The following is an 18,081-nucleotide window of genomic DNA, read 5'->3' on the forward strand; positions in this document are numbered from 1 at the left end:
GGCGTCCGTACGGGCGCCCGCCCTCCGCCGTGCTCAGCCGCAGCTCATGCCCCGGGACGCGGGCAGCGCGGCGACGATGCCGGCCCGGACGGGGGCGATGTCCGCCTCGCCGACGACCATCCGGTCCGGGCGGGCGGGGCCGGCGGACAGACCGACCAGCACCTGGTCGCCCGGGCGCAGCGGGACGTCCTCGGCGTCGTCCCGGAGGAAGGTCACCGGGCCGTCCCCCTGGTAGTACCGGCTCGCCCGCAGCGTGACCCGCTGTACGCCGCTGGCGCCCGGCACCTCCTCCAGCGCCGTCACCCGGCCCTCGGCGACGAGGCGTGCGCACGCCAGGTAGCGGGGGGTGCCGAAGGCGGCGGCGCCGGTGTCCTCCTTGGCGTCCGAGGCGGACCCGCGGTCCGTCGCACCGGCCGTCGAGTCGGCCGTCGGACCGCCCTGGGCCGCGAGCCAGCCCAGGCCGAGGACCAGGCCGGCCGCGGCAGCGGCGGCGAGCCCGCCGAGCACGAGCCGCACCGGCCGGTGCCGGGGGCGCGGACGCCGGTTCGGTGCGGCGGGCGCGGCCTGCGCGGGGTGTGTCCCCGTGCCGTCCCGCGCCGTCCCGGCCCCGGGGTCCGGCCGCCCCCCGGACGGAGCGGCCGTCGCCCGCCCCGCCAGCGCGTCACCGATCAGCGTGAGCTGCTCGCCCAGCACCGCGATGTCCGCGAGGGCGGCGTCCCGCTCCGCGCGGAACGCGGCGTCCTCCCGCGTCCCGTCGGGCAGGCCCTCGCCGAACAGGGCGACCGCGAGGGCGTCCGCCGGGACGTCCGCGGGGTCGTACGGCAGGTCCTCGCGGCCGGCGTCCGCCCGGGACGGGCCCCGGTCCCCGCTGTCGTCGTGGGCGGTCATCTCACACCACCTCGTCCTCGTGCAGACGGGCGCGGAGCGCCCGTACGGCGGCGTGCAGCCTGCTCTTGACCGTGCCCTCCGGGACGCCGAGCTGCTCGGCGACGGTCCGCACCGGCAGGTCGGCGTAGAAGCGCAGCACGACGACCTGGCGCTGCGCGTCGGGCAGACCGTCCAGGCCGCGCGCGACGGCCAGCGAGAGCACGCTGTTCTCCTCCCCCGAGGGCGCCTCCACGGGCCGCAGCGCGGCCAGCCGCTCCCCGAGCCGCTCCTGGCGGCGTTTGGCGCGGTGCCAGTCCATGGCGAGGTTGGAGGCGACGACCGCCGCCCACGCCGAGACGTCCCGCGGCGCCTCCTGCCCGCTCGCGGCGCGTTCCAGCAGCCGCAGGCGGACCTGCTGCACCCCGTCCGGCAGGTCCGCCTGCGGTACCCCGCCCAGTGCGAGCACCGCCCGCACCCGGCGCTCCTGCGCCGCGTCCAGCGGGTCGTCGTCGGCGACGTACGACCCGCGGCCGCGCCGGGTTCTTCCGCGCAGCACCGGCCACCCCCTTCACGCTGTCCCTCCTACGACGCCACTCGGCCCGGGAACGTTCGCGCGGTTTCCCCGGGCCGGGCAGAGGCGTATGTCACACCTCCGTGTGAGGGAGGGCGGACCGGGCAGGGAACCTTGCGGCCCGCGACCCCCGGCGACCGAATTCCTCCTGGTCAGCGGAGTGTGGGCCGAAGGTCCGCAACCTGCGCGTGCTGTCCCGCCGTCCCAGTGGGCGGGCAGGACGGCAAAGAATTGGACAGCCGGGCCGTGGTCGGCCGCATGATGGAAGCGGCCTCGGCCAGGCACATCAGGTACGCGAGAGACGCAGTAGGGAGACGCCGTGAGGGTCGGAATCGTCGGAGCCACCGGTCAGGTGGGCACGGTCATGCGCAGGATCCTCAAGGAGCGGAACTTCCCGGTCACGGAGCTGCGCCTGTTCGCCTCGGCCCGTTCGGCGGGCACGGAGCTGGACGGCGTGACGGTGGAGGACGCGGCCGCCGCCGACTACACCGGCCTGGACATCGTGCTGTTCTCCGCGGGCGGCGCGACCTCCAGGGCGCTGGCCGAGAAGGTCGCCTCGCAGGGCGCCGTGGTGATCGACAACTCCTCCGCCTGGCGCAAGGACCCCGGGGTCCCCCTCGTCGTCTCCGAGGTCAACCCGCGCGCGATCGCGAACCGCCCCAAGGGCATCATCGCCAACCCGAACTGCACGACGATGGCCGCGATGCCGGTACTGCGTCCGCTGCACGCGGAGGCGGGCCTTCAGGCGCTGGTCGTCGCCACGTACCAGGCGGTGTCCGGTTCCGGTCTCGCGGGCGTCGCGGAGCTGCACGGCCAGACCCGGAAGGTGGTCGACGAGGCCGACAAGCTGACGCACGACGGCGCGGCGGTCGACTTCCCCGAGCCTGACGTCTACAAGCGCCCCATCGCCTTCAACGTGCTGCCCCTCGCGGGCAACCTCGTCGACGACGGTCTGGGCGAGACCGACGAGGAGCAGAAGCTGCGCAACGAGTCGCGCAAGATCCTGGACATCCCCGAGCTGAAGGTCTCGGGCACCTGCGTGCGCGTCCCGGTCTTCTCCGGCCACTCCCTGCAGATCAACGCCCGGTTCGCCCGCCCGATCAGCCCTGAGCGCGCGACCGAGCTGCTGGCCGAGGCGCCCGGCGTGGTCCTCACCGACATCCCGACCCCGCTCCAGGCCGCCGGCCAGGACCCGTCGTACGTCGGCCGCATCCGCGCCGACGAGACGGTGGAGAACGGCCTGGCGCTGTTCGTCTCCAACGACAACCTGCGCAAGGGCGCGGCGCTGAACGCCGTGCAGATCGCGGAGCTGGTGGCGCAGGAGCTGAGCGCCTGACCGCGCACCGGTACGCGAGGAGGCGGGCGTCCCCGAGGGGGCGCCCGCCTCGCGTCGTTCCGCCGTACGGGTGAGCTGCGGTCAGTCCCGCCGGACCTCGTAGAGGAAGCAGCCGTACTCCACGGCCCGTACGTGGACGAGCGCGACGGCCGGGTCGGCGAACGCCTCGCCGAGGGCGGGTCCGAAGTCCTCCGGCGCCTCCACCAGCCGCCCGCCGAGGATCCGGCCGTCGGCGGAGTAGCGGCGCAGGACCCGGTGGGCCCGGGTGAAGGGGAGCCCCCCGCCCTCCGGACCCGCGCACTCCTGCGCGTGGACGAAGACGGGCCCCCGCTCGTCGTACGCGCCCGGGTCCACGCCCGTCTCCGCCGCCCAGCGCCGCAGGGGCGCGTAGGACACCAGGGCGATCCGCTCCCCCGGGCGGCTGTGGCGCAGGCAGCAGCGCAGCGGGGCGCCGCCCTCGTCGTCGGTGACGGCGGCGGCCGGGCGGCCCGCGTCGTCGAGGGTCAGCAGGTCCTTCACGACCTGCGGGGGAACGGCACGGACAAGAGGCGTGGCAACAGTCATGTCCCCACCCTCACCCGCCCCGCCTCCCTCTCGCTGGCGGCGATCGGACGTCGCGCTCGGAGGCGCCCTCGGGGGGTTCAGAGCGCCAGGTGCCGACGCAGTGCCACGTCGATGTCGGCCATGCGCCGGCGGGGGACGGCGCCGACCCGGTGCAGCAGGCGGTCGGGCGCGACGGCGCGCACCTGCTCGCACTGCGCCTTGGAGTCCTTGGGCAGCCGGCTCTCGTCCGCGCGCAGGAGGACCTGGAACGACAGGATCCGGGTGGTGTTCGACGTCAGCGGCACCACGCTGACGACACCGCGGCCGTTCCGCTCGACGGATTCGTTGGCGCCGTCGTTGGACACGATCACGGCCGGCCGGACCTTGTTCGCCTCACCGCCCCTGGCCGGCTCCAGGTCCACCAGGTAGATGTCACCACGCCTCATCGGCGATCCCGTCCCCACTCGTCCGGTCCCAGAGGGCGGCTTCCTCACCGGCGTCCCACTCGGCGAACGCCTCGGTGTACTCCCGCACGAGCTGCGTCTGTCGCAGCAGCTCGATCGCGGCGTGTATCACGGCCGACCTGGACCCGGCGTCGGTGTGTGCGGCGTACTCGTCGACGAAGGCGACATCCTCCTGCGGCAGGCTCACACTAATCTTCATACGGACGATGCTACTCGCGGTATGACCACCTTGGCCACCCTCGCGGAACCATCGGTCACCGGGCGGAACCCCCACGACAGAGGGGTATCCCCATGGCTCCGGTTTCGTCGTCGCGTGAGGCGGATCCCGCGTGGAAGGATGGCGCAACCCACACATATCGAGGAGATGACCGCGTGCCTGGCACAAACCTGACCCGCGAAGAGGCGCAGCAGCGCGCGAGGCTGCTGACCGTTGACTCGTACGAGATCGAACTCGATCTCTCCGGCGCGCAGGAGGGGGGCGTCTACCGGTCCGTGACCACGGTGCGTTTCGACGTCGCCGAGGACGGCGCGGAGTCCTTCATCGACCTGGTGGCCCCCACCGTCCACGAGGTCACCCTGAACGGTGACGCGCTGGACCCCGCCGAGGTCTTCGCGGACTCGCGCATCGCCCTGCCCGGCCTGCTCAAGGGGCGCAACGTGCTGCGGGTGAGCGCCGACTGCGCGTACACCAACACGGGTGAGGGCCTGCACCGCTTCGTCGACCCGGTGGACGAGCAGACGTACCTCTACACGCAGTTCGAGGTGCCGGACGCCCGCCGGGTGTTCGCCAGCTTCGAGCAGCCGGACCTCAAGGCGACGTTCCGGTTCACCGTGAAGGCCCCGGAGGGCTGGACCGTCGTCTCCAACTCCCCGACGCCGGAGCCGAAGGACAACGTGTGGGAGTTCGCGCCGACCCCGCGCATCTCCACGTACGTCACGGCGCTGGTCGTCGGCCCGTACCACTCGGTGCACAGCGTGTACGAGAAGGACGGCCGGTCGGTGCCGCTCGGCATCTACTGCCGGCCCTCGCTCGCCGAGTACCTCGACGCGGACGCCGTCTTCGAGGTCACCCGGCAGGGCTTCGACTGGTTCCAGGAGAAGTTCGACTACGCCTACCCGTTCGAGAAGTACGACCAGCTCTTCGTGCCGGAGTTCAACGCGGGCGCGATGGAGAACGCGGGCGCGGTGACCATCCGCGACCAGTACGTGTTCCGGTCGAAGGTGACGGACGCCGCGTACGAGGGCCGGGCCGCCACGATCCTGCACGAGCTCGCCCACATGTGGTTCGGCGACCTGGTCACCATGGAGTGGTGGAACGACCTGTGGCTGAACGAGTCGTTCGCCACCTTCGCGGAGACCGCCTGCCAGGCCGACGCGCCCGGCTCGAAGTGGCCGCACTCGTGGACGACGTTCGCGAACCAGATGAAGACCTGGGCCTACCGCCAGGACCAGCTCCCGTCGACGCACCCGATCATGGCGGACATCCGCGACCTGGACGACGTCCTCGTCAACTTCGACGGCATCACGTACGCCAAGGGCGCCTCCGTGCTGAAGCAGCTCGTCGCCTACGTCGGCGAGGACGCGTTCTTCCGGGGGGTGCAGGCGTACTTCAAGCGCCACGCGTACGGCAACACCCGCCTGTCCGACCTGCTGGGCGCCCTGGAGGAGACCTCCGGCCGCGATCTGAGCGCCTGGTCGAGGAAGTGGCTGGAGACGGCCGGCATCAACGTCCTGCGTCCGGAGATCGAGACGGACGAGGCCGGCGTCATCACGTCCTTCGCCGTCCGCCAGGAGGCCCCGGCGCTCCCGGCCGGCGCGAAGGGCGAGCCGACCCTGCGCCCGCACCGCATCGCGATCGGCCTGTACGACCTGGACGAGGCGACCGGCAAGCTGGTCCGCGGGGACAGGGTGGAGCTGGACGTGGACGGCGAGCTGACCGCCGTGCCGCAGCTCGCGGGCAGGCGCCGGCCGGCGGTGATCCTGCTCAACGACGACGACCTCTCCTACGCCAAGGTGCGCCTGGACGAGCAGTCCCTCGCCGTCGTCACCGAGCACCTGGGCGACTTCGCGTCCTCGCTCCCGCGGGCGCTGTGCTGGGCCTCCGCCTGGGACATGACCCGGGACGCGGAGCTGCCCGCCCGCGACTACCTGTCGCTGGTGCTGTCGGGGATCGGCAAGGAGTCCGACATCGGTGTCGTGCAGTCGCTGCACCGCCAGGTGAAGCTCGCGCTCGACCTGTACACCGACCCGGCCGCCCGCGAGAGCCTGCTGGCCCGCTGGACCGACGCCACGCTGGCGCACCTGCGGTCCGCCGAGCCGGGCAGCGACCACCAGCTGGCGTGGGCGCGCGCCTTCGCGGCGACCGCCCGCACCCCGGAGCAGCTCGACCTGCTGGAGGCGCTGCTCGCCGGCGCGCGGACCGTGGAGGGCCTGGCCGTCGACACCGAGCTGCGCTGGGCGTTCGTGCAGCGGCTGGCGGCGGTGGGCCGCTTCGACGAGGCGGAGATCGCCGCCGAGTACGAGCGGGACAGGACGGCGGCGGGCGAGCGGCACGCGGCCACCGCGCGGGCGGCCCGCCCGACGGAGGAGGCCAAGGCGCAGGCGTGGGCGTCGGTCGTCGAGTCCGACAAGCTGCCCAACGCGGTGCAGGAGGCGGTCATCGCCGGCTTCGTGCAGACCGATCAGCGGGAGCTGCTGGCGCCGTACACGGACAAGTACTTCGAGGCGCTGGCGGACGTGTGGGCGTCCCGTTCGCACGAGATGGCCCAGCAGATCGCGGTGGGTCTCTACCCGGGCATCCAGGTCTCCGGCGAGATCCTCGACAAGACGGACGCCTGGCTGACCTCCGCCGAGCCGAACGCGGCCCTGCGCCGCCTGGTCTCGGAGTCCCGCGCGGGCGTGGAACGCGCCCTGCGCGCGCAGGCGGCGGACGCGGCGGCGACGTCGGCGTAACGTCCGGCTCCCGCCGAGAAGGGGCGCCCGGCTTCCGGGCGCCCCTTCCGTCATGTCGCGGGCCGGGCGGGGACGCCCGCGACGGCGGCCCCCCAGGCCGCCTCGACCATCCGGAAGATCTCGTCCACCGCGGTCCCCGGGTCGTCCGCCTCCCGGGCCAGCGCGAAGGCGTCCACCACGAACCGGGCGACCGCCCGGCAGGCGGTGCCGCCGCGCGGCGCGCCCGGTTCGGCGGCGAGAGCGGCCGCCAGGGTCTCCGCGTGCCGCAGCCGCATGGAGCCCTCGTACTCCCGCAGGGCGGGCGAGGCGTCGATCATCCGCCAGACGGGCGCGGCCTCGTCGGCCAGGCAGTGGCGCACCAGGGCGTGGATCTCGCGGCGCAGCGCGGGGACGAGCGGTTCGCCGGGCGCGCGGCCGGTCACCGCGCGGGCGAGACGCTGCTCGACGTCCGCGTCCCGCTCGAACACCAGGGCCTCTTTGGAGGCGAAGTGGGAGAAGACGGTGGTGACGGCCACGTCGGCCTCGGCGGCCACGTCCCGGATGCCCACCGCCTCGTACCCGCGCTCCAGGAAGAGCCGCAGGGCGGTGTCGGCGATCTTCTGCCGGGTGGCGGCCTTCTTGCGCTCTCGACGTCCGGACGACGGTTGTTCGGGCATGACCAGGACGCTACCAGATACAAAACCCTAACGGTTTCAATGAACTAACCGTTAGTGTTACGGTCGGCGGCATGAAGAAAGTGAGCTACGCCGAGTTCGGCGGCCCCGACGTCCTCCGTCTCATCGACGCCGAGAAGCCCCACGCGGGCCCGGGGGAGATACGCATCGCCGTGCGAGCGGCCGGGGTGAACCCCGTCGACTGGAGAATCCGCGAGGGCCAGATGCGCCCCGCCCTCCCGGCCGCGCTGCCCGCAGGGGTCGGACAGGACGCGGCCGGGGTGGTGGACGAGGTCGGCGAGGGCGTCGAAGGGGTGGCGATCGGTGACCGCGTGTTCGGCGAAGGCGCCGACACCTACGCCGAGTCCGCCGTGCTGCACGCCTGGGCCCGGATGCCCGGGGGCCTCTCCTTCGAGGAGGCGGCCGGCTATCCGTCCGTCATGGAGACGGCCCTGCGCGTCCTGAGCGAGTGCGGCGTCCGTCCCGGACAGACGCTGCTGGTCAGCGGCGCGTCCGGCGGGGTCGGCTCGGCGGTGCTGCAGATCGCCCGCGACCGCGGCATCACGGTGATCGGCACGGCCGGGGCGGCGAACCTGGAGTACCTGCGCAGCCTGGGCGCGCACGCCACGACGTACGGGGACGGCTGGCCGGAGCGGGTGCGGGCGTTCCGCCCGGTGGACGCGGCCCTCGACCTGGCCGGCGCGGGCGTCGTCCGCGACCTCGTGGAGCTGGTCGGGGACCCGGCCAAGGTGGTCTCCATCGCCGATCTCACCGCCCCGGACCTGGGCGTCCGCTTCTCCAACGTGGCGGGCAGCGTACCGGACGCCCTGACGGAAACGGTCCGCCTCCTCGAACAGGGCAAGCTCCACATCCCGGTGGAGAAGGCCTACTCCCTCGCGGAGGCGGCTTCCGCCCACACCGACAGCCGGGCGGGGCACACGAGGGGGCGGCGGGTGATCGTGATCTGACGCGCGTGGCGGGGCCGGCGGCCCGTTGGATACCGCCGGCCCCTACGACAGCCCGCCCGGCCGCTTCAGCGCGTCCACGAACAGGGCGAAGGCCGGGGCAGGCACGGTGAGGATGCCGCGGGACGGCGCCTTGGAGTCGCGGACGGCCATCCGCGCACGGAGCGACGCCACCTCCACGCAGGCGTTGCCGTCACCGCTTCCTGAGTACGAAGACTTGCGCCAGCGGTCGGGAGTAAGCACCGGATCCTCACAGCTCCTTGGCCAGTCCATGGATGAAGTCACGCGAGCGCAGCGGATCAAGTGAAACCGCCTCCACTCTGTGGAAGAGCATGCGGAAGACAGCGAGCCGCGCTTCCGAATCCACGAGGACGATACCGTCCGGGCCGTCGCGGACCACGGTGTCCAAGCGCGGCACAGCGCCGCCCGCATACACCATGGCCGCCGTGACGTCCGCGAACTCCTCCAACTCGAAGGGGATCACCCGCACGGTCACGTGCTCGGCCTCCGACAGTTCCAGGATTCGCGCGAGTTGACCGCGCATGACCTGCCGACCGCCCACTCTGATCCGCAGCGCCGCTTCGTGGACCACGGCTCGGTACGGGGTCGGACGTGGACCCTCGATGATCACGCCCCGCTGCATGCGATGCCGCACCCTCAGCCCGAGCTCGTCCTCCGGAAGCTCGGGGACCCTGCGGGAGAACAGCGCGCGGGCGTAGTCCTCGGCCTGAAGAAGCCCAGGCACGTGCAGGAAGTCGACGTCCCACCGGAAGGTGGCGTGATGCTCCAGTTCGGACAGGTCCAGGAACGCCGTGGGGAGACGGCCACGGTATTCCTCCCACCAGCCGCGCACCCGGTCGGACACCATCGCGGCCAGAGCGTCGACCAACGCACTGTCCGCGCAGGCATAGTGGGCGGCCAGCCGTCGTAGCCGCTCTTCGCTCACCCCGGTCGTACCGGCTTCGATCTGGCTGATCTGTACTGAGTTGACGCCGAGCAGTGCCGCCGCCTCACGCGCACTGAGGCCCGCTGCCTCACGAAGCCGCCGAAGCTCCAGGGCCAACCGCAGCTGACGCGCGGTTGGTTCGCGCCTGGTCCCCATCGACGCCTCCTCGCTCAAGCGCTGCGCACGCGACTCGTTCGGGTGTCAGATTACGTGACCCGCTTGTCTTGGGTTAAATCTAAGGTCTACGTTCGGTCACGCATCAATCACGTTGTGCATCCGGCCGCGGAAGCGCACCGCTTCGTCCTGCCCTGACGAGCGGCAATGACACCGCCGCCGACACCTCCCCACCGACGCGAGGAGTCCGCATGCCTGAAAACGAACCGTGGGAGTACTCCCTCCACGTCCCGAACGACCCCAGAGCCGTGCCCGTCTGCCGCCGCACCCTCCGCCTCATCCTCACGGTGCACGGCCTGATCGGGCTGGCCGATGTCGCGGAACTGCTGGCGGCGGAGCTGGTGTCGAACGCCGTGCGCCACACCAAGAGTCCGGCGGCACTGCGCGTGCGGTGGTCACGCACGGGCGTCCTGCGGATCGGCGCGTGGGACGCCGACCCCTCGCCTCCCGGGCCGCCTCAGCCCTTCACGCCGGAACCCGACCGCGAGGACGGACGAGGGCTGGCGCTGGTGCGGGCCTGCGCCGACGTGTGGGGCTGGCAGCCGCTGACCAGGGAGGGCAACCGGGGCAAGGTCGTGTGGTGCGAGCTGGGTTCGCACCAAGGGGGTGTCGACGCGATCTGATACAGACGTCCCGACGCCCCGAGGAGGAACCGTGCCGTACACCCCGGAACAACAACTCATCGACGCCAAGGCGCAGATGGATCTCCCGCACATCGTCGCCATCTGCGGATCCACCCGCTTCATGGCCGAGATGGCCGAGGCCGATCTGCGGGAGACCGCAGCCGGGAGGATCGTCGTCAAGCCGGCCTGTGACATGAAGTCGCCGCACGGACTCTGGGCCGGTCCCGGCGAGGCGGAGGCGTTGAAGGTCCGGCTCGACGCTCTGCACCGGGCGAAGATCCGGCTCGCCGACGAGGTGCTCGTGGTGGGTGACCACATCGGGGACAGCACCCGAGCGGAGATCGCCTACGCCCGGTCGCTGGGCAGGCCCGTGCGGTTCACGCACCCCGACGTCGACCCCGACGGCTGACCCCGGACGCGCAGCCGAGTCGCCGGCGTCCAAGGTGGGCGGGGCGCCCGCGGTCAACTGCCGGCCGGTGAGCGCGAGGAGGCCGGCGCCCTCGGGGCGGTCCCGCTTCTGCGTGAGCACCATGCCCGCGGAGATCGCCGCCGAGTGCGAGCGGGACGGGACGGCGGCGGGCGAGCGGCACGCGGCCACCGCGCGGGCGTGGAACGCGCCCTGCGCGCAGGCGGCGTCGTCGGCGTGACGCCGGCTCCCGTCGAGAAGGGGCGCCCGGCTTCCGGGCACCCCTTCCGTCAGGTCACGGACCGAGGCGGAACGTGGGCGCGTCCCGCTGTGCGACGGTCACTTCGTCCAGGCGTCAGAGGATGCGCAGCCGCGTGATGGTCTTCGGGGTGCCGTCGACGATGCTCTTCTTCTGCCACTTGCCCATGCTGATCGTCTCGCCGTCGGACACGAACCGGATGTTGTTGTTGCCGGAGGAGACCTGCGTGACGTAGGGCAGGGTCAGGTCCATCACGCCGGCGTTGGCGAAACAGGTCATGGCCAGTCCCTCGAAGTACGTGACCTTGACCAGGTCGGTGCGGTCGCCGCACGGCGTGCCGTTGATGGCCGCTGCCGAACCGACCGGCAGGGCGGCCGTCAGGGCCCCCGTCGCGAGGGCGCCGACGATGACTCGCTTGAGCGAGCGCTTCATTGATGTGCTCCAGTGGTGCATGTGTTCAGGATCTGAGCCGGGGGTGAATCCCGTCCCACATGATCAGACGCGACCTCACTCCGCGGGGTTGACGCCATGTCGAGCAAAAGTCGCGTTTCTCGCCCGCTCACCGTCGTCGCACCGAACGCCGAAACGGTATACGGCAGTTGAAGGTGCGCCGGTCCTCACCGAACGCCGCCCGGCCCACCAGCGCCGCCGTCATCGGGGGCAGCGGCCCCAGCGAACGGCCCGGGTCGCGGGGGGACCGCCCGGACGGCGATACTCCCAGCCATGACTGCACGCCCCGAGCCGCGCCGCCCGGACCCCGTCGACGCGATCATCGAGCAGTGGGCCCGGGTCCGGCCCGACCTGGACACCGCCGGGATGGAGGTCTTCGGGCGCGTCCACCGGCTCGCGCGCGCCATGGACGACCGTACCGAGCGGGTGTACGCTCCGTACGGCATCTCCCGCGGCGAGTTCGACGTCCTCGCCACCCTGCGCCGCGCCGGGGAGCCGTACACCCTCTCGCCCCGGCAGCTCTCGGCCACGCTGATGCTCACCACCGGCGGGATGACGGGCCGTCTCGACAAGCTGGAGCGCGCGGGGCTGCTGCGCCGCTCCCCCGACCCGCACGACCGGCGCGGACTGCAGGTCACGCTGACCGAGGAGGGGCTGCGGCTGACCGACGAGGCGGTCGGCGCGGGCGCCGCCGAGCAGTCGCGGGCGCTGGCCGCCCTCGGCGCGGAGCGGGCGGCCCAGCTTGCCGGCCTGCTGCGGGAGTTGCTGCTCGCCACGGAGCGCTGAGGACTGTCCGGCGGACCGAGCCGGAGGGGGCCCGCGACCGCGTCGGGGACGGGCGTGCCGGGCCGGGCCGGCGTCACCGGCGGACGATCCGGTCCGGTGCCCGCCACAGCCGCATCCCGGGCGGAACGCGCGGGGACGGACGGCGCATCCCCCGTGAGAGCTACAGGAGGTGTCCCTGCGCGGGTGATTCACGGAGCGGGGCCGGTTCCTAGCGTGGTCGTCAGGTCGCGGCAGGTGCGGCCACGATCGGGAAGGCCACCATGGGGACGACATCCGTGACACAGCACGCAGCGGGCTCCGGCCCGGACGAGGACCGCGCCGGCGAGGGCGGCCGTCTCCGCCGGATCACGCGCTCCCCGCTCGGCTGGATGCTGACGGGCATGGCCGGCATCGGCCTGGTCTCGGGCCTGACGGCGACCGGCCCCGGCCCGGTGCCGGTGCTGGGCGCGGCCGCCGCGGTCGGCGTGTACTGGCTGGTCATGCGCCGGGTCGCACGGCGCTCCACTCCGGAGATCGCCCGGCCCGGGGCCGGCCGGGAGGCGCTGCTGGGCGGCGGGACCGGTCTGGGCTTCGTCCTCGTCTCCGCCCTGCTGATCACGGCGTTCGGGGGTTATTCGTTCTCGTGGGCGGACGACGGCCTCCTGTCGGTCGTGGGGACCGCCGTCGCGGTGCAGGCCGGCGCCGCGGTGACCGAGGAGCTGATGTTCCGCGGTCTCGCCCTGCAGGCCCTGGAGCACCTGTGGGGCAGCCGGGCCGCCCTGGTCGTCACCTCGCTGTTCTTCGGTGTCGCCCACCTGGGCGCCGAGGGGGCGAACCTGTGGAGCGGACTCGCGATCGCCGTGGAGGCGGGCGTCCTGCTGGGAGCCGCGTTCCTGTGGCGGCGTAGCATCTGGTTCGTCGTGGGGCTGCACTTCGTCTGGAACACCACGGTGCAGTTGCTCGGCATCCCGGTCTCCGGGCACGCCTCCGAAGGCCTGTTCACCGTCGACGTCCACGGCTCCGGGCTCCTGACCGGCGGCGCCTTCGGCCTGGAGGGGTCGGTCGTGCCCGTCCTCATCAGCGTGGTCCTCGCCGCCCCGATGCTCGTCCTCGCCCGCCGCGGCGGCCGGCTCACCACCCGCCGGCGCACGAGCCGCTGACCCAGGCCGACCGGAGGAGAACGGACATGACGGCCCGTCAGGCGCCCTGGAGCCTCCCCCTGCTCCGGGCGCCGCTCGACCGGTGGCGGGAGCGGGACGCCCTCCTCAAGGACGGCGCCCTCGCCCTGACGCTCACCCTGCTGTCCTTCGTGCCGACCCTCTCGGCCGTCGGTGCGCAGATCGGTGATCTGCCCGAGCGCCCGGCGGACGTGCTGGGCGTCGGGCTGGTCCTGGCCCAGACCCTGCCGCTGGCGGTCCGCCGCAGATGGCCGGCGGCCTGCCTGGCCGTCGTCGCGGGCGCGTTCGCCGTGCACCAGGCGCTGGGCTTCGCGACCACGTTCGCGAGCATGGGGCTGTATCTGGCGCTGTACTCCGCGGGGGCCCACCAGGTGCGCTTCCGCCGTGGTCTGGCCGCCGTGGCGAGTGCGGGCTACGCCGTGCTGGCCGTCGTCCTGGACCGCCTCGGCTCACCGCAGTCACTGCCGGACTACCTCGCGTTCTGGCTGGTGCTGGCCGCGGTCCGGACGGTGGGGAGCACGGTGCGCGGGCGGCGGACGGAGGAGGCGGAGCGGCGGCGGCTGGCCGCCGAGGCGGCCACGGCCGCCGAGCGGGCGCGGATCGCCCGCGAGCTGCACGACGTGGTCACCCACCACGTGACGGCCATGGTGGTGCAGGCCGACGCGGCGCAGTTCCTGCTCACGTCCGCGCCGGACCGCGCCGGCGAGAGCCTGACGGCCGTCAGCGACACCGGCCGCCGTGCGCTGACGGAACTGCGGTACCTGCTCGGTGTGCTGGAGGCGACCGGCGAGTCGGCGTCCGCGGACCTGGCGCGTGCGGACCGGACGCCCGCCCCGGGGCGGGTGGGGGACCTGGTCGAGCAGGCGCGCAGATCGGGACAGCCGGTCGAGTTCGGCGAGGAGGGCGAGCGGCGGCCACGGGGCGTGGACGTGGAGCTGGCCGCGTACCGGGTGGTGCAGGAGGCGCTCACCAACGCCATGAAGTACGCGGCCGGAAGGCCGACGCGGGTGCTGCTCCGCCACGGCGACCGGCACATCGGGATACGGGTGACCACCGACGGGCCGGTCGCCGGGCCGGTCACGCGCACACCGGGCCCCGGGGGCGGACGGGGACTGGCGGGGCTGCGCGCACGGGTGCGGATGCTCGATGGTGAACTGGAGGCCGGTCCCCGGCCCGAGGGCGGGTTCGAGGTCCGCGCCACGATCCCGTCCGAGCCCGTTCAGGAGTGACCCCGTGACCGATGCGCCGCCACCGATCCGTGTGCTCGTCTGCGACGACCAGGCGCTGGTGCGGACCGGCTACGTCACCATCTTCTCCGCACAGCCCGACATGGAGGTCGTCGGGGAGGCGGAGAACGGCCACGAGGCGGTCCTGGCCGCACGGCGGCTGCGCCCCGACGTGGTCGTGATGGACGTGCGGATGCCCCTGCTCGACGGCATCGAGGCGACGCGGCGACTGGCCGGTCCCGACGCCGAGGACGCGCCGAAGGTCCTGGTCGTCACCACGTTCAACGTCGACGCCCACGTCTACGACGCGCTGCGCGCCGGGGCGAGCGGCTTCCTCCTCAAGGACGCGCCCCCCGCGGAGCTGGTCAACGGCATCCGGACCGTCGCCCGGGGCGAGACGCTGCTGGCGGCCGCCGTCACCCGCCGCCTCATCGGCCACTTCGCCCAGCACCTGCGGCCGGCCGACACCTCCGTGCCCGGCAGGCAGGACGTCGTGCGCGCGCTGACCCCCCGCGAGCTGGAGGTGTTCCGGCTGATCGCCGAGGGGCTCTCGAACGCGGAGATCGCCGCGGCGATGTTCATCACGCCGGAGACCGTCAAGACCTACGTGTCACGGATCCTGGCCAAGCTCGGCCTGCGCGACCGCGTCCAGGCCGTCGTCCTCGCCTACCGGGTCGGGCTGGCGTCCGGCACGCCGTGAACCGGCCGGCGCGCCGTGACACCGCACGGGCGTGGGTCCGGCCGCCGCCTGAGCGGTGCGGTGCGGGCCGTGCGGACACGCCGAAGGACGCCGGCGGGTGCCGGCGTCCTTCGGGAAAGCAGGTGCGGACCGCCCGGGCGGAGGCGAGCGGGCCCCGAGGTCAGGCCTTGGCGTCGGCCTTGGTCCGGATGTTGGAGCTCGTCGGGTCCTTCTTCTGGTGGGACTTGTCCAGGGCCATCACCAGACCGGCGATCACCACGAAGAGCGCGATCGGGGCCAGGACGTAGAGGCCCAGCGTCTCGATGACGCTCAGGCCCGGGCCGGGGTCGTCGCCGTCGTCGCGGGTGAGGGCGAGCGCGGGGGACGACATGAGCAGCATCATCAGCGTCGTACCGGCTGCCAGGGCGCCGGCGCGCAGGGCGTTCTTCTTGTCCACGGTCCCCAAAGTATCGAACCGGGTCGGGGGCCGCGCGCCCGGGGTGCCGTACGGGCGCGCGGGCCGGTCAGCCACCGGGCGCGGCGCCGGCGCGCAGCACGTCGGCCAGCGCCCGCAGCCGGGGGGACGCCGCCAGGTCCTCCAGCGTCACCGGGCGCCCCTCGGCGTCGGCGACGGGCAGCCGCCAGTTCGGGTACTCGTCCGAGGTGCCGGGCAGGTTCTGCGGGCGGCGGTCCCCGACGCCGTCCGGCAGCCACACCCCGACCATGCGGGCCGGGGTGCGCAGCAGGTAGCGGTGGACCGCCTGGACGCCGGCCTCCTCCCGGGAGGCGTCCGTGCCGCCGGCCGTCCTGCCATCCGGGCCACTGTCCGTCCTACCGGCCGTCCCACCGTCCGTGTCTCCGTCCGGGCCGGGCAGCAGGCCGAGCCGCTCCAGCAGCTCCAGCCACTCCTCCACGTCCGCCGCGGCCTCCGCCCGCTCCTCGGCGAGGGGCCGGGCGAGCAGGCCCAGGCGGTCGCGCAGTTCCACGTGCTCGCCGGTGAGACGGGCGGCGGTGGACGGGAGGTCGTGGGTGGTGGCCGTGGCCAGGCAGTCGGCGCGCCAGCTCTCCGGCGGCAGCGGCCGGCGGTCGCCCTCCCAGTCCCGCTCGAACCACAGCACCGACGTGCCGTACACCCCGCGGTCGCGCAGCGCCTCGCGCACCCCGGGCTCGACCGTCCCGAGGTCCTCGCCGATCACCGGCGCCCCGGCGCGGGACGCCTCCAGGACGAGCACGGCGAGCATGGCCTCGGCGTCGTAGCGGACGTACGTCCCCTCGGTGGGCGGGCGGCCCTCGGGCACCCACCAGAGCCGGAACAGGCCCATCACGTGGTCGATGCGCAGGGCGCCCGCGTACCGGAACAGGCCCCGCAGCAGGTCGCGGAAGGGGGCGTACCCGCTCTCGGCGAGGCGGTCGGGGCGCCAGGGCGGCAGCCCCCAGTCCTGGCCGCGCGCGTTGAACGCGTCCGGGGGCGCGCCGACCGACATGCCGGGCGCGAAGTGGTCCTGCTGCGCCCAGGCGTCCGCGCCGGTGGGATGCACGCCGACGGCCAGGTCGTGCACGATCCCCACCGGCATCCCGGCCTCCCGCGCGGTCCGCTGGGCGGCGGTGAGCTGGGCGTCGGTGAGCCAGACGAGCCAGGTGTGGAAGTCGACGCGGTCCCGCAGCTCCTCGCGGGCGCGGGCGGTCCCCGCCGAGCGGGGGTCGCGCAGCGGGGCGGGCCAGCGGCGCCAGTCGGGGCCGTGCGCCTCGGCGAGCGCGTACCAGGTGGCGTGGTCCTCCAGGGCCTGCCCCTGCTCGGCGCGGAAGGCGTGCAGGGCGGCGGCGCGGCCGGGGCCGAGCGGGACCTTCCGCACCAGTTCGAGGGCTTCCCGCTTGGCCTCCCAGACCGCGTCCCGGTCGATCAGCTCGCCCTTGGCGAGCACCGCCTCCCGCAGCCGGGCGCCCCGCTCCAGCAGGGCGTGCAGCCGCTCGCGGTCCTCGACGTGCGCGAACTCGGGCACGGCCTCGACCCGCAGGTGCACGGGGTCGGGGAAGCGGCGCGAGGAGGGGCGGTAGGGCGAGGGGTCGGTCGGGGGGCCGGGGACGGCCGCGTGCAGCGGGTTCACCTGCACGAATCCGGCGCCCAGCGCGCGTCCTGCCCACCCGGCGAGCTCCCCGAGGTCGGCGAGGTCGCCCATGCCCCAGGAGCGCCGGGAGAGCAGGGAGTAGAGCTGCACCAGCAGTCCGTACGAGCGTCCCCCGGGGGCGGGCAGCCGGGGCGGCGCGACGATCAGATGGGCGCGGGCGGTGCGGCCGTCGGGGGCGGTGGCGGTCAGCAGGTGCACGCCGGGCGGGAGACCCTCGGCGGACGGGTGCGTGCCGCCGTCCTCGGTGCGGATCTCCAGCCGGGTGCCCTCGGGCAGCGCGGCGAGCGCGCCGGGCGGGCGGTCGCCCCAGCCGACGACGGTGGGGGGCAGCAGCCGCCCGGCGGTCTCCCGCTCGCGCGCGGCCAGGGCGGCGCGGGCGGTCTCCTCGGTGGACGCGTCGACGCCGAGGGCGGCCAGCGCGAGCGTGACGGCGGTCGTCGAGGCCGGGACGGTGGTGTCGGGGGAGGGGCTGTAGGAGGTGGCGACGCCGTGCAGGGCGGCGAGCCGGGACAGCGCCTCGGTGGGGGTCCCGTCCGGCCGTGGCGCGGTCACCCTAGGGCTCCGGGCGGTACTGGGCCGGGAAGGAGTCGAGTCCCGCGGGGTCCGAGGGGTCGGAGAAGGCGTCGGACTCGCTGGTCAGCGGGGTGGCGTCGGCGAGCGGCGGCTCGCTGGTCAGGGGCTCCGCGTCGGGGAGCGGGGGTTCACTGGTCAGGGGGGCCTCGGCGCCGGTGCCCTCGGCGCCGACGACGCAGTCGTAAGGGTCGCGGGCGGAGTGCTCCGCCACGGGTTTGGACAGGACCGGGGGGAAGACGTATGCCGCTGTAGCCACCAAGGGCCTCCTCGTCGAGCCGGGCGTGCGGGTCATCTCGCAGCCCTACCCAGCGGACGCGAGCGCAGA

The 18,081-nt window shown here is 73.8% G+C and carries 22 protein-coding genes; 10 read left to right on the forward strand and 12 right to left on the reverse strand.

Annotated features, from left to right (window positions below; all coding sequences use genetic code 11):
* Positions 1–33 precede the first annotated feature (33 nt).
* Together ACWH4W_RS00930 and ACWH4W_RS00935 are read right to left on the reverse strand one after the other, a co-directional pair.
* Entirely contained in the window at positions 34–888 is an 855-nt protein-coding gene (locus tag ACWH4W_RS00930; RefSeq protein WP_473073951.1) for a hypothetical protein, read from the reverse strand.
* A 1-nt stretch (position 889) separates the two neighbouring features.
* The gene (locus ACWH4W_RS00935) at positions 890–1,423 is read right to left on the reverse strand and encodes an RNA polymerase sigma factor (RefSeq protein WP_473073952.1); all 534 of its coding nucleotides are present in this window, start codon (positions 1,421–1,423) and stop codon (positions 890–892) included.
* 334 nt (positions 1,424–1,757) lie between these two features.
* Between ACWH4W_RS00935 and ACWH4W_RS00940 the strand changes: the two genes are divergently transcribed.
* Positions 1,758–2,774 carry an aspartate-semialdehyde dehydrogenase gene (locus ACWH4W_RS00940; protein WP_473073953.1) on the forward strand — a complete coding sequence of 339 codons (1,017 nt, stop codon included), beginning with the start codon at positions 1,758–1,760 and terminating at the stop codon, positions 2,772–2,774.
* 81 nt (positions 2,775–2,855) lie between these two features.
* Here the strand turns inward: ACWH4W_RS00940 and ACWH4W_RS00945 are convergent, their stop codons facing one another.
* The 3 genes from ACWH4W_RS00945 to ACWH4W_RS00955 all read right to left on the reverse strand — a co-directional run bounded on the left by ACWH4W_RS00945 (position 2,856) and on the right by ACWH4W_RS00955 (position 3,980).
* On the reverse strand, positions 2,856–3,338 hold the full coding sequence (locus ACWH4W_RS00945; RefSeq protein ID WP_473073954.1) for a DUF1203 domain-containing protein: 483 nt from the start codon (positions 3,336–3,338) through the stop codon (positions 2,856–2,858).
* Positions 3,339–3,415: 77 nt separating this feature from the next.
* Positions 3,416–3,763, reverse strand: coding sequence for a type II toxin-antitoxin system PemK/MazF family toxin (locus ACWH4W_RS00950; RefSeq protein WP_473073955.1), 348 nt, complete (start codon positions 3,761–3,763; stop codon positions 3,416–3,418).
* Positions 3,750–3,980: a ribbon-helix-helix domain-containing protein gene (locus ACWH4W_RS00955; protein WP_473073956.1), complete on the reverse strand. Its 231-nt coding sequence runs from the start codon at positions 3,978–3,980 to the stop codon at positions 3,750–3,752. The genes ACWH4W_RS00950 and ACWH4W_RS00955 overlap by 14 nt, the downstream gene beginning before the upstream one ends.
* A gap of 173 nt (positions 3,981–4,153) precedes the next feature.
* On the opposite strand from ACWH4W_RS00955, the gene pepN reads away from it, so the two are divergent.
* Complete coding sequence (gene pepN, locus ACWH4W_RS00960) at positions 4,154–6,733, forward strand: aminopeptidase N (RefSeq protein WP_473073957.1); 2,580 nt, start codon at positions 4,154–4,156, stop codon at positions 6,731–6,733.
* A 50-nt stretch (positions 6,734–6,783) separates the two neighbouring features.
* Here pepN and ACWH4W_RS00965 read toward each other — a convergent pair whose 3' ends face one another.
* Positions 6,784–7,389 (reverse strand): TetR/AcrR family transcriptional regulator, encoded by a 606-nt coding sequence (locus ACWH4W_RS00965; protein WP_473073958.1) that lies wholly within the window; start codon positions 7,387–7,389, stop codon positions 6,784–6,786.
* Positions 7,390–7,460: 71 nt separating this feature from the next.
* On the opposite strand from ACWH4W_RS00965, the gene ACWH4W_RS00970 reads away from it, so the two are divergent.
* Positions 7,461–8,354: an NADP-dependent oxidoreductase gene (locus ACWH4W_RS00970; protein WP_473073959.1), complete on the forward strand. Its 894-nt coding sequence runs from the start codon at positions 7,461–7,463 to the stop codon at positions 8,352–8,354.
* Between the two features lie 42 nt (positions 8,355–8,396).
* On the opposite strand, the gene ACWH4W_RS00975 is transcribed toward ACWH4W_RS00970, so the two are convergent.
* Positions 8,397–8,594, reverse strand: a complete 198-nt coding sequence (locus tag ACWH4W_RS00975; RefSeq protein ID WP_473073960.1) for a DUF397 domain-containing protein — start codon at positions 8,592–8,594, stop codon at positions 8,397–8,399.
* 7 nt (positions 8,595–8,601) lie between these two features.
* On the reverse strand, positions 8,602–9,453 hold the full coding sequence (locus ACWH4W_RS00980) for a helix-turn-helix domain-containing protein (protein ID WP_473073961.1): 852 nt from the start codon (positions 9,451–9,453) through the stop codon (positions 8,602–8,604).
* Between the two features lie 209 nt (positions 9,454–9,662).
* Here ACWH4W_RS00980 and ACWH4W_RS00985 point away from each other — a divergent pair, with 209 nt between their 5' ends.
* The 3 genes from ACWH4W_RS00985 (at position 9,663) to ACWH4W_RS00995 (ending at position 10,741) form a co-directional block, all read left to right on the forward strand.
* Complete coding sequence (locus ACWH4W_RS00985) at positions 9,663–10,094, forward strand: ATP-binding protein (protein ID WP_106414203.1); 432 nt, start codon at positions 9,663–9,665, stop codon at positions 10,092–10,094.
* Positions 10,095–10,170: 76 nt separating this feature from the next.
* Positions 10,171–10,503, forward strand: coding sequence for a hypothetical protein (locus ACWH4W_RS00990; protein WP_473077381.1), 333 nt, complete (start codon positions 10,171–10,173; stop codon positions 10,501–10,503).
* Positions 10,504–10,615: 112 nt separating this feature from the next.
* Positions 10,616–10,741, forward strand: coding sequence for a hypothetical protein (locus ACWH4W_RS00995; RefSeq protein WP_473073962.1), 126 nt, complete (start codon positions 10,616–10,618; stop codon positions 10,739–10,741).
* A 114-nt stretch (positions 10,742–10,855) separates the two neighbouring features.
* Here the strand turns inward: ACWH4W_RS00995 and ACWH4W_RS01000 are convergent, their stop codons facing one another.
* Positions 10,856–11,191: a beta/gamma crystallin domain-containing protein gene (locus tag ACWH4W_RS01000; RefSeq protein ID WP_473073963.1), complete on the reverse strand. Its 336-nt coding sequence runs from the start codon at positions 11,189–11,191 to the stop codon at positions 10,856–10,858.
* A gap of 291 nt (positions 11,192–11,482) precedes the next feature.
* On the opposite strand from ACWH4W_RS01000, the gene ACWH4W_RS01005 reads away from it, so the two are divergent.
* The 4 genes from ACWH4W_RS01005 (at position 11,483) to ACWH4W_RS01020 (ending at position 15,078) form a co-directional block, all read left to right on the forward strand.
* Complete coding sequence (locus ACWH4W_RS01005; RefSeq protein ID WP_473073964.1) at positions 11,483–11,995, forward strand: MarR family winged helix-turn-helix transcriptional regulator; 513 nt, start codon at positions 11,483–11,485, stop codon at positions 11,993–11,995.
* 275 nt (positions 11,996–12,270) lie between these two features.
* Entirely contained in the window at positions 12,271–13,134 is an 864-nt protein-coding gene (locus ACWH4W_RS01010) for a CPBP family intramembrane glutamic endopeptidase (protein ID WP_473073965.1), read from the forward strand.
* Positions 13,135–13,160: 26 nt separating this feature from the next.
* Positions 13,161–14,381 carry a sensor histidine kinase gene (locus ACWH4W_RS01015; RefSeq protein WP_473073966.1) on the forward strand — a complete coding sequence of 407 codons (1,221 nt, stop codon included), beginning with the start codon at positions 13,161–13,163 and terminating at the stop codon, positions 14,379–14,381.
* Positions 14,382–14,385: 4 nt separating this feature from the next.
* Positions 14,386–15,078: a response regulator gene (locus tag ACWH4W_RS01020; protein ID WP_391663845.1), complete on the forward strand. Its 693-nt coding sequence runs from the start codon at positions 14,386–14,388 to the stop codon at positions 15,076–15,078.
* Between the two features lie 160 nt (positions 15,079–15,238).
* On the opposite strand, the gene ACWH4W_RS01025 is transcribed toward ACWH4W_RS01020, so the two are convergent.
* The 3 genes from ACWH4W_RS01025 to ACWH4W_RS01035 form a co-directional block, all read right to left on the reverse strand.
* Positions 15,239–15,514, reverse strand: coding sequence for a hypothetical protein (locus tag ACWH4W_RS01025; protein WP_473073967.1), 276 nt, complete (start codon positions 15,512–15,514; stop codon positions 15,239–15,241).
* Between the two features lie 67 nt (positions 15,515–15,581).
* Complete coding sequence (malQ, locus tag ACWH4W_RS01030; RefSeq protein WP_473073968.1) at positions 15,582–17,735, reverse strand: 4-alpha-glucanotransferase; 2,154 nt, start codon at positions 17,733–17,735, stop codon at positions 15,582–15,584.
* Position 17,736: 1 nt separating this feature from the next.
* Positions 17,737–18,012, reverse strand: a complete 276-nt coding sequence (locus ACWH4W_RS01035; RefSeq protein WP_473073969.1) for a hypothetical protein — start codon at positions 18,010–18,012, stop codon at positions 17,737–17,739.
* Positions 18,013–18,081 lie beyond the last annotated feature (69 nt).

The sequence above is a fragment of the Streptomyces sp. DSM 120436 genome (assembly GCF_055778765.1).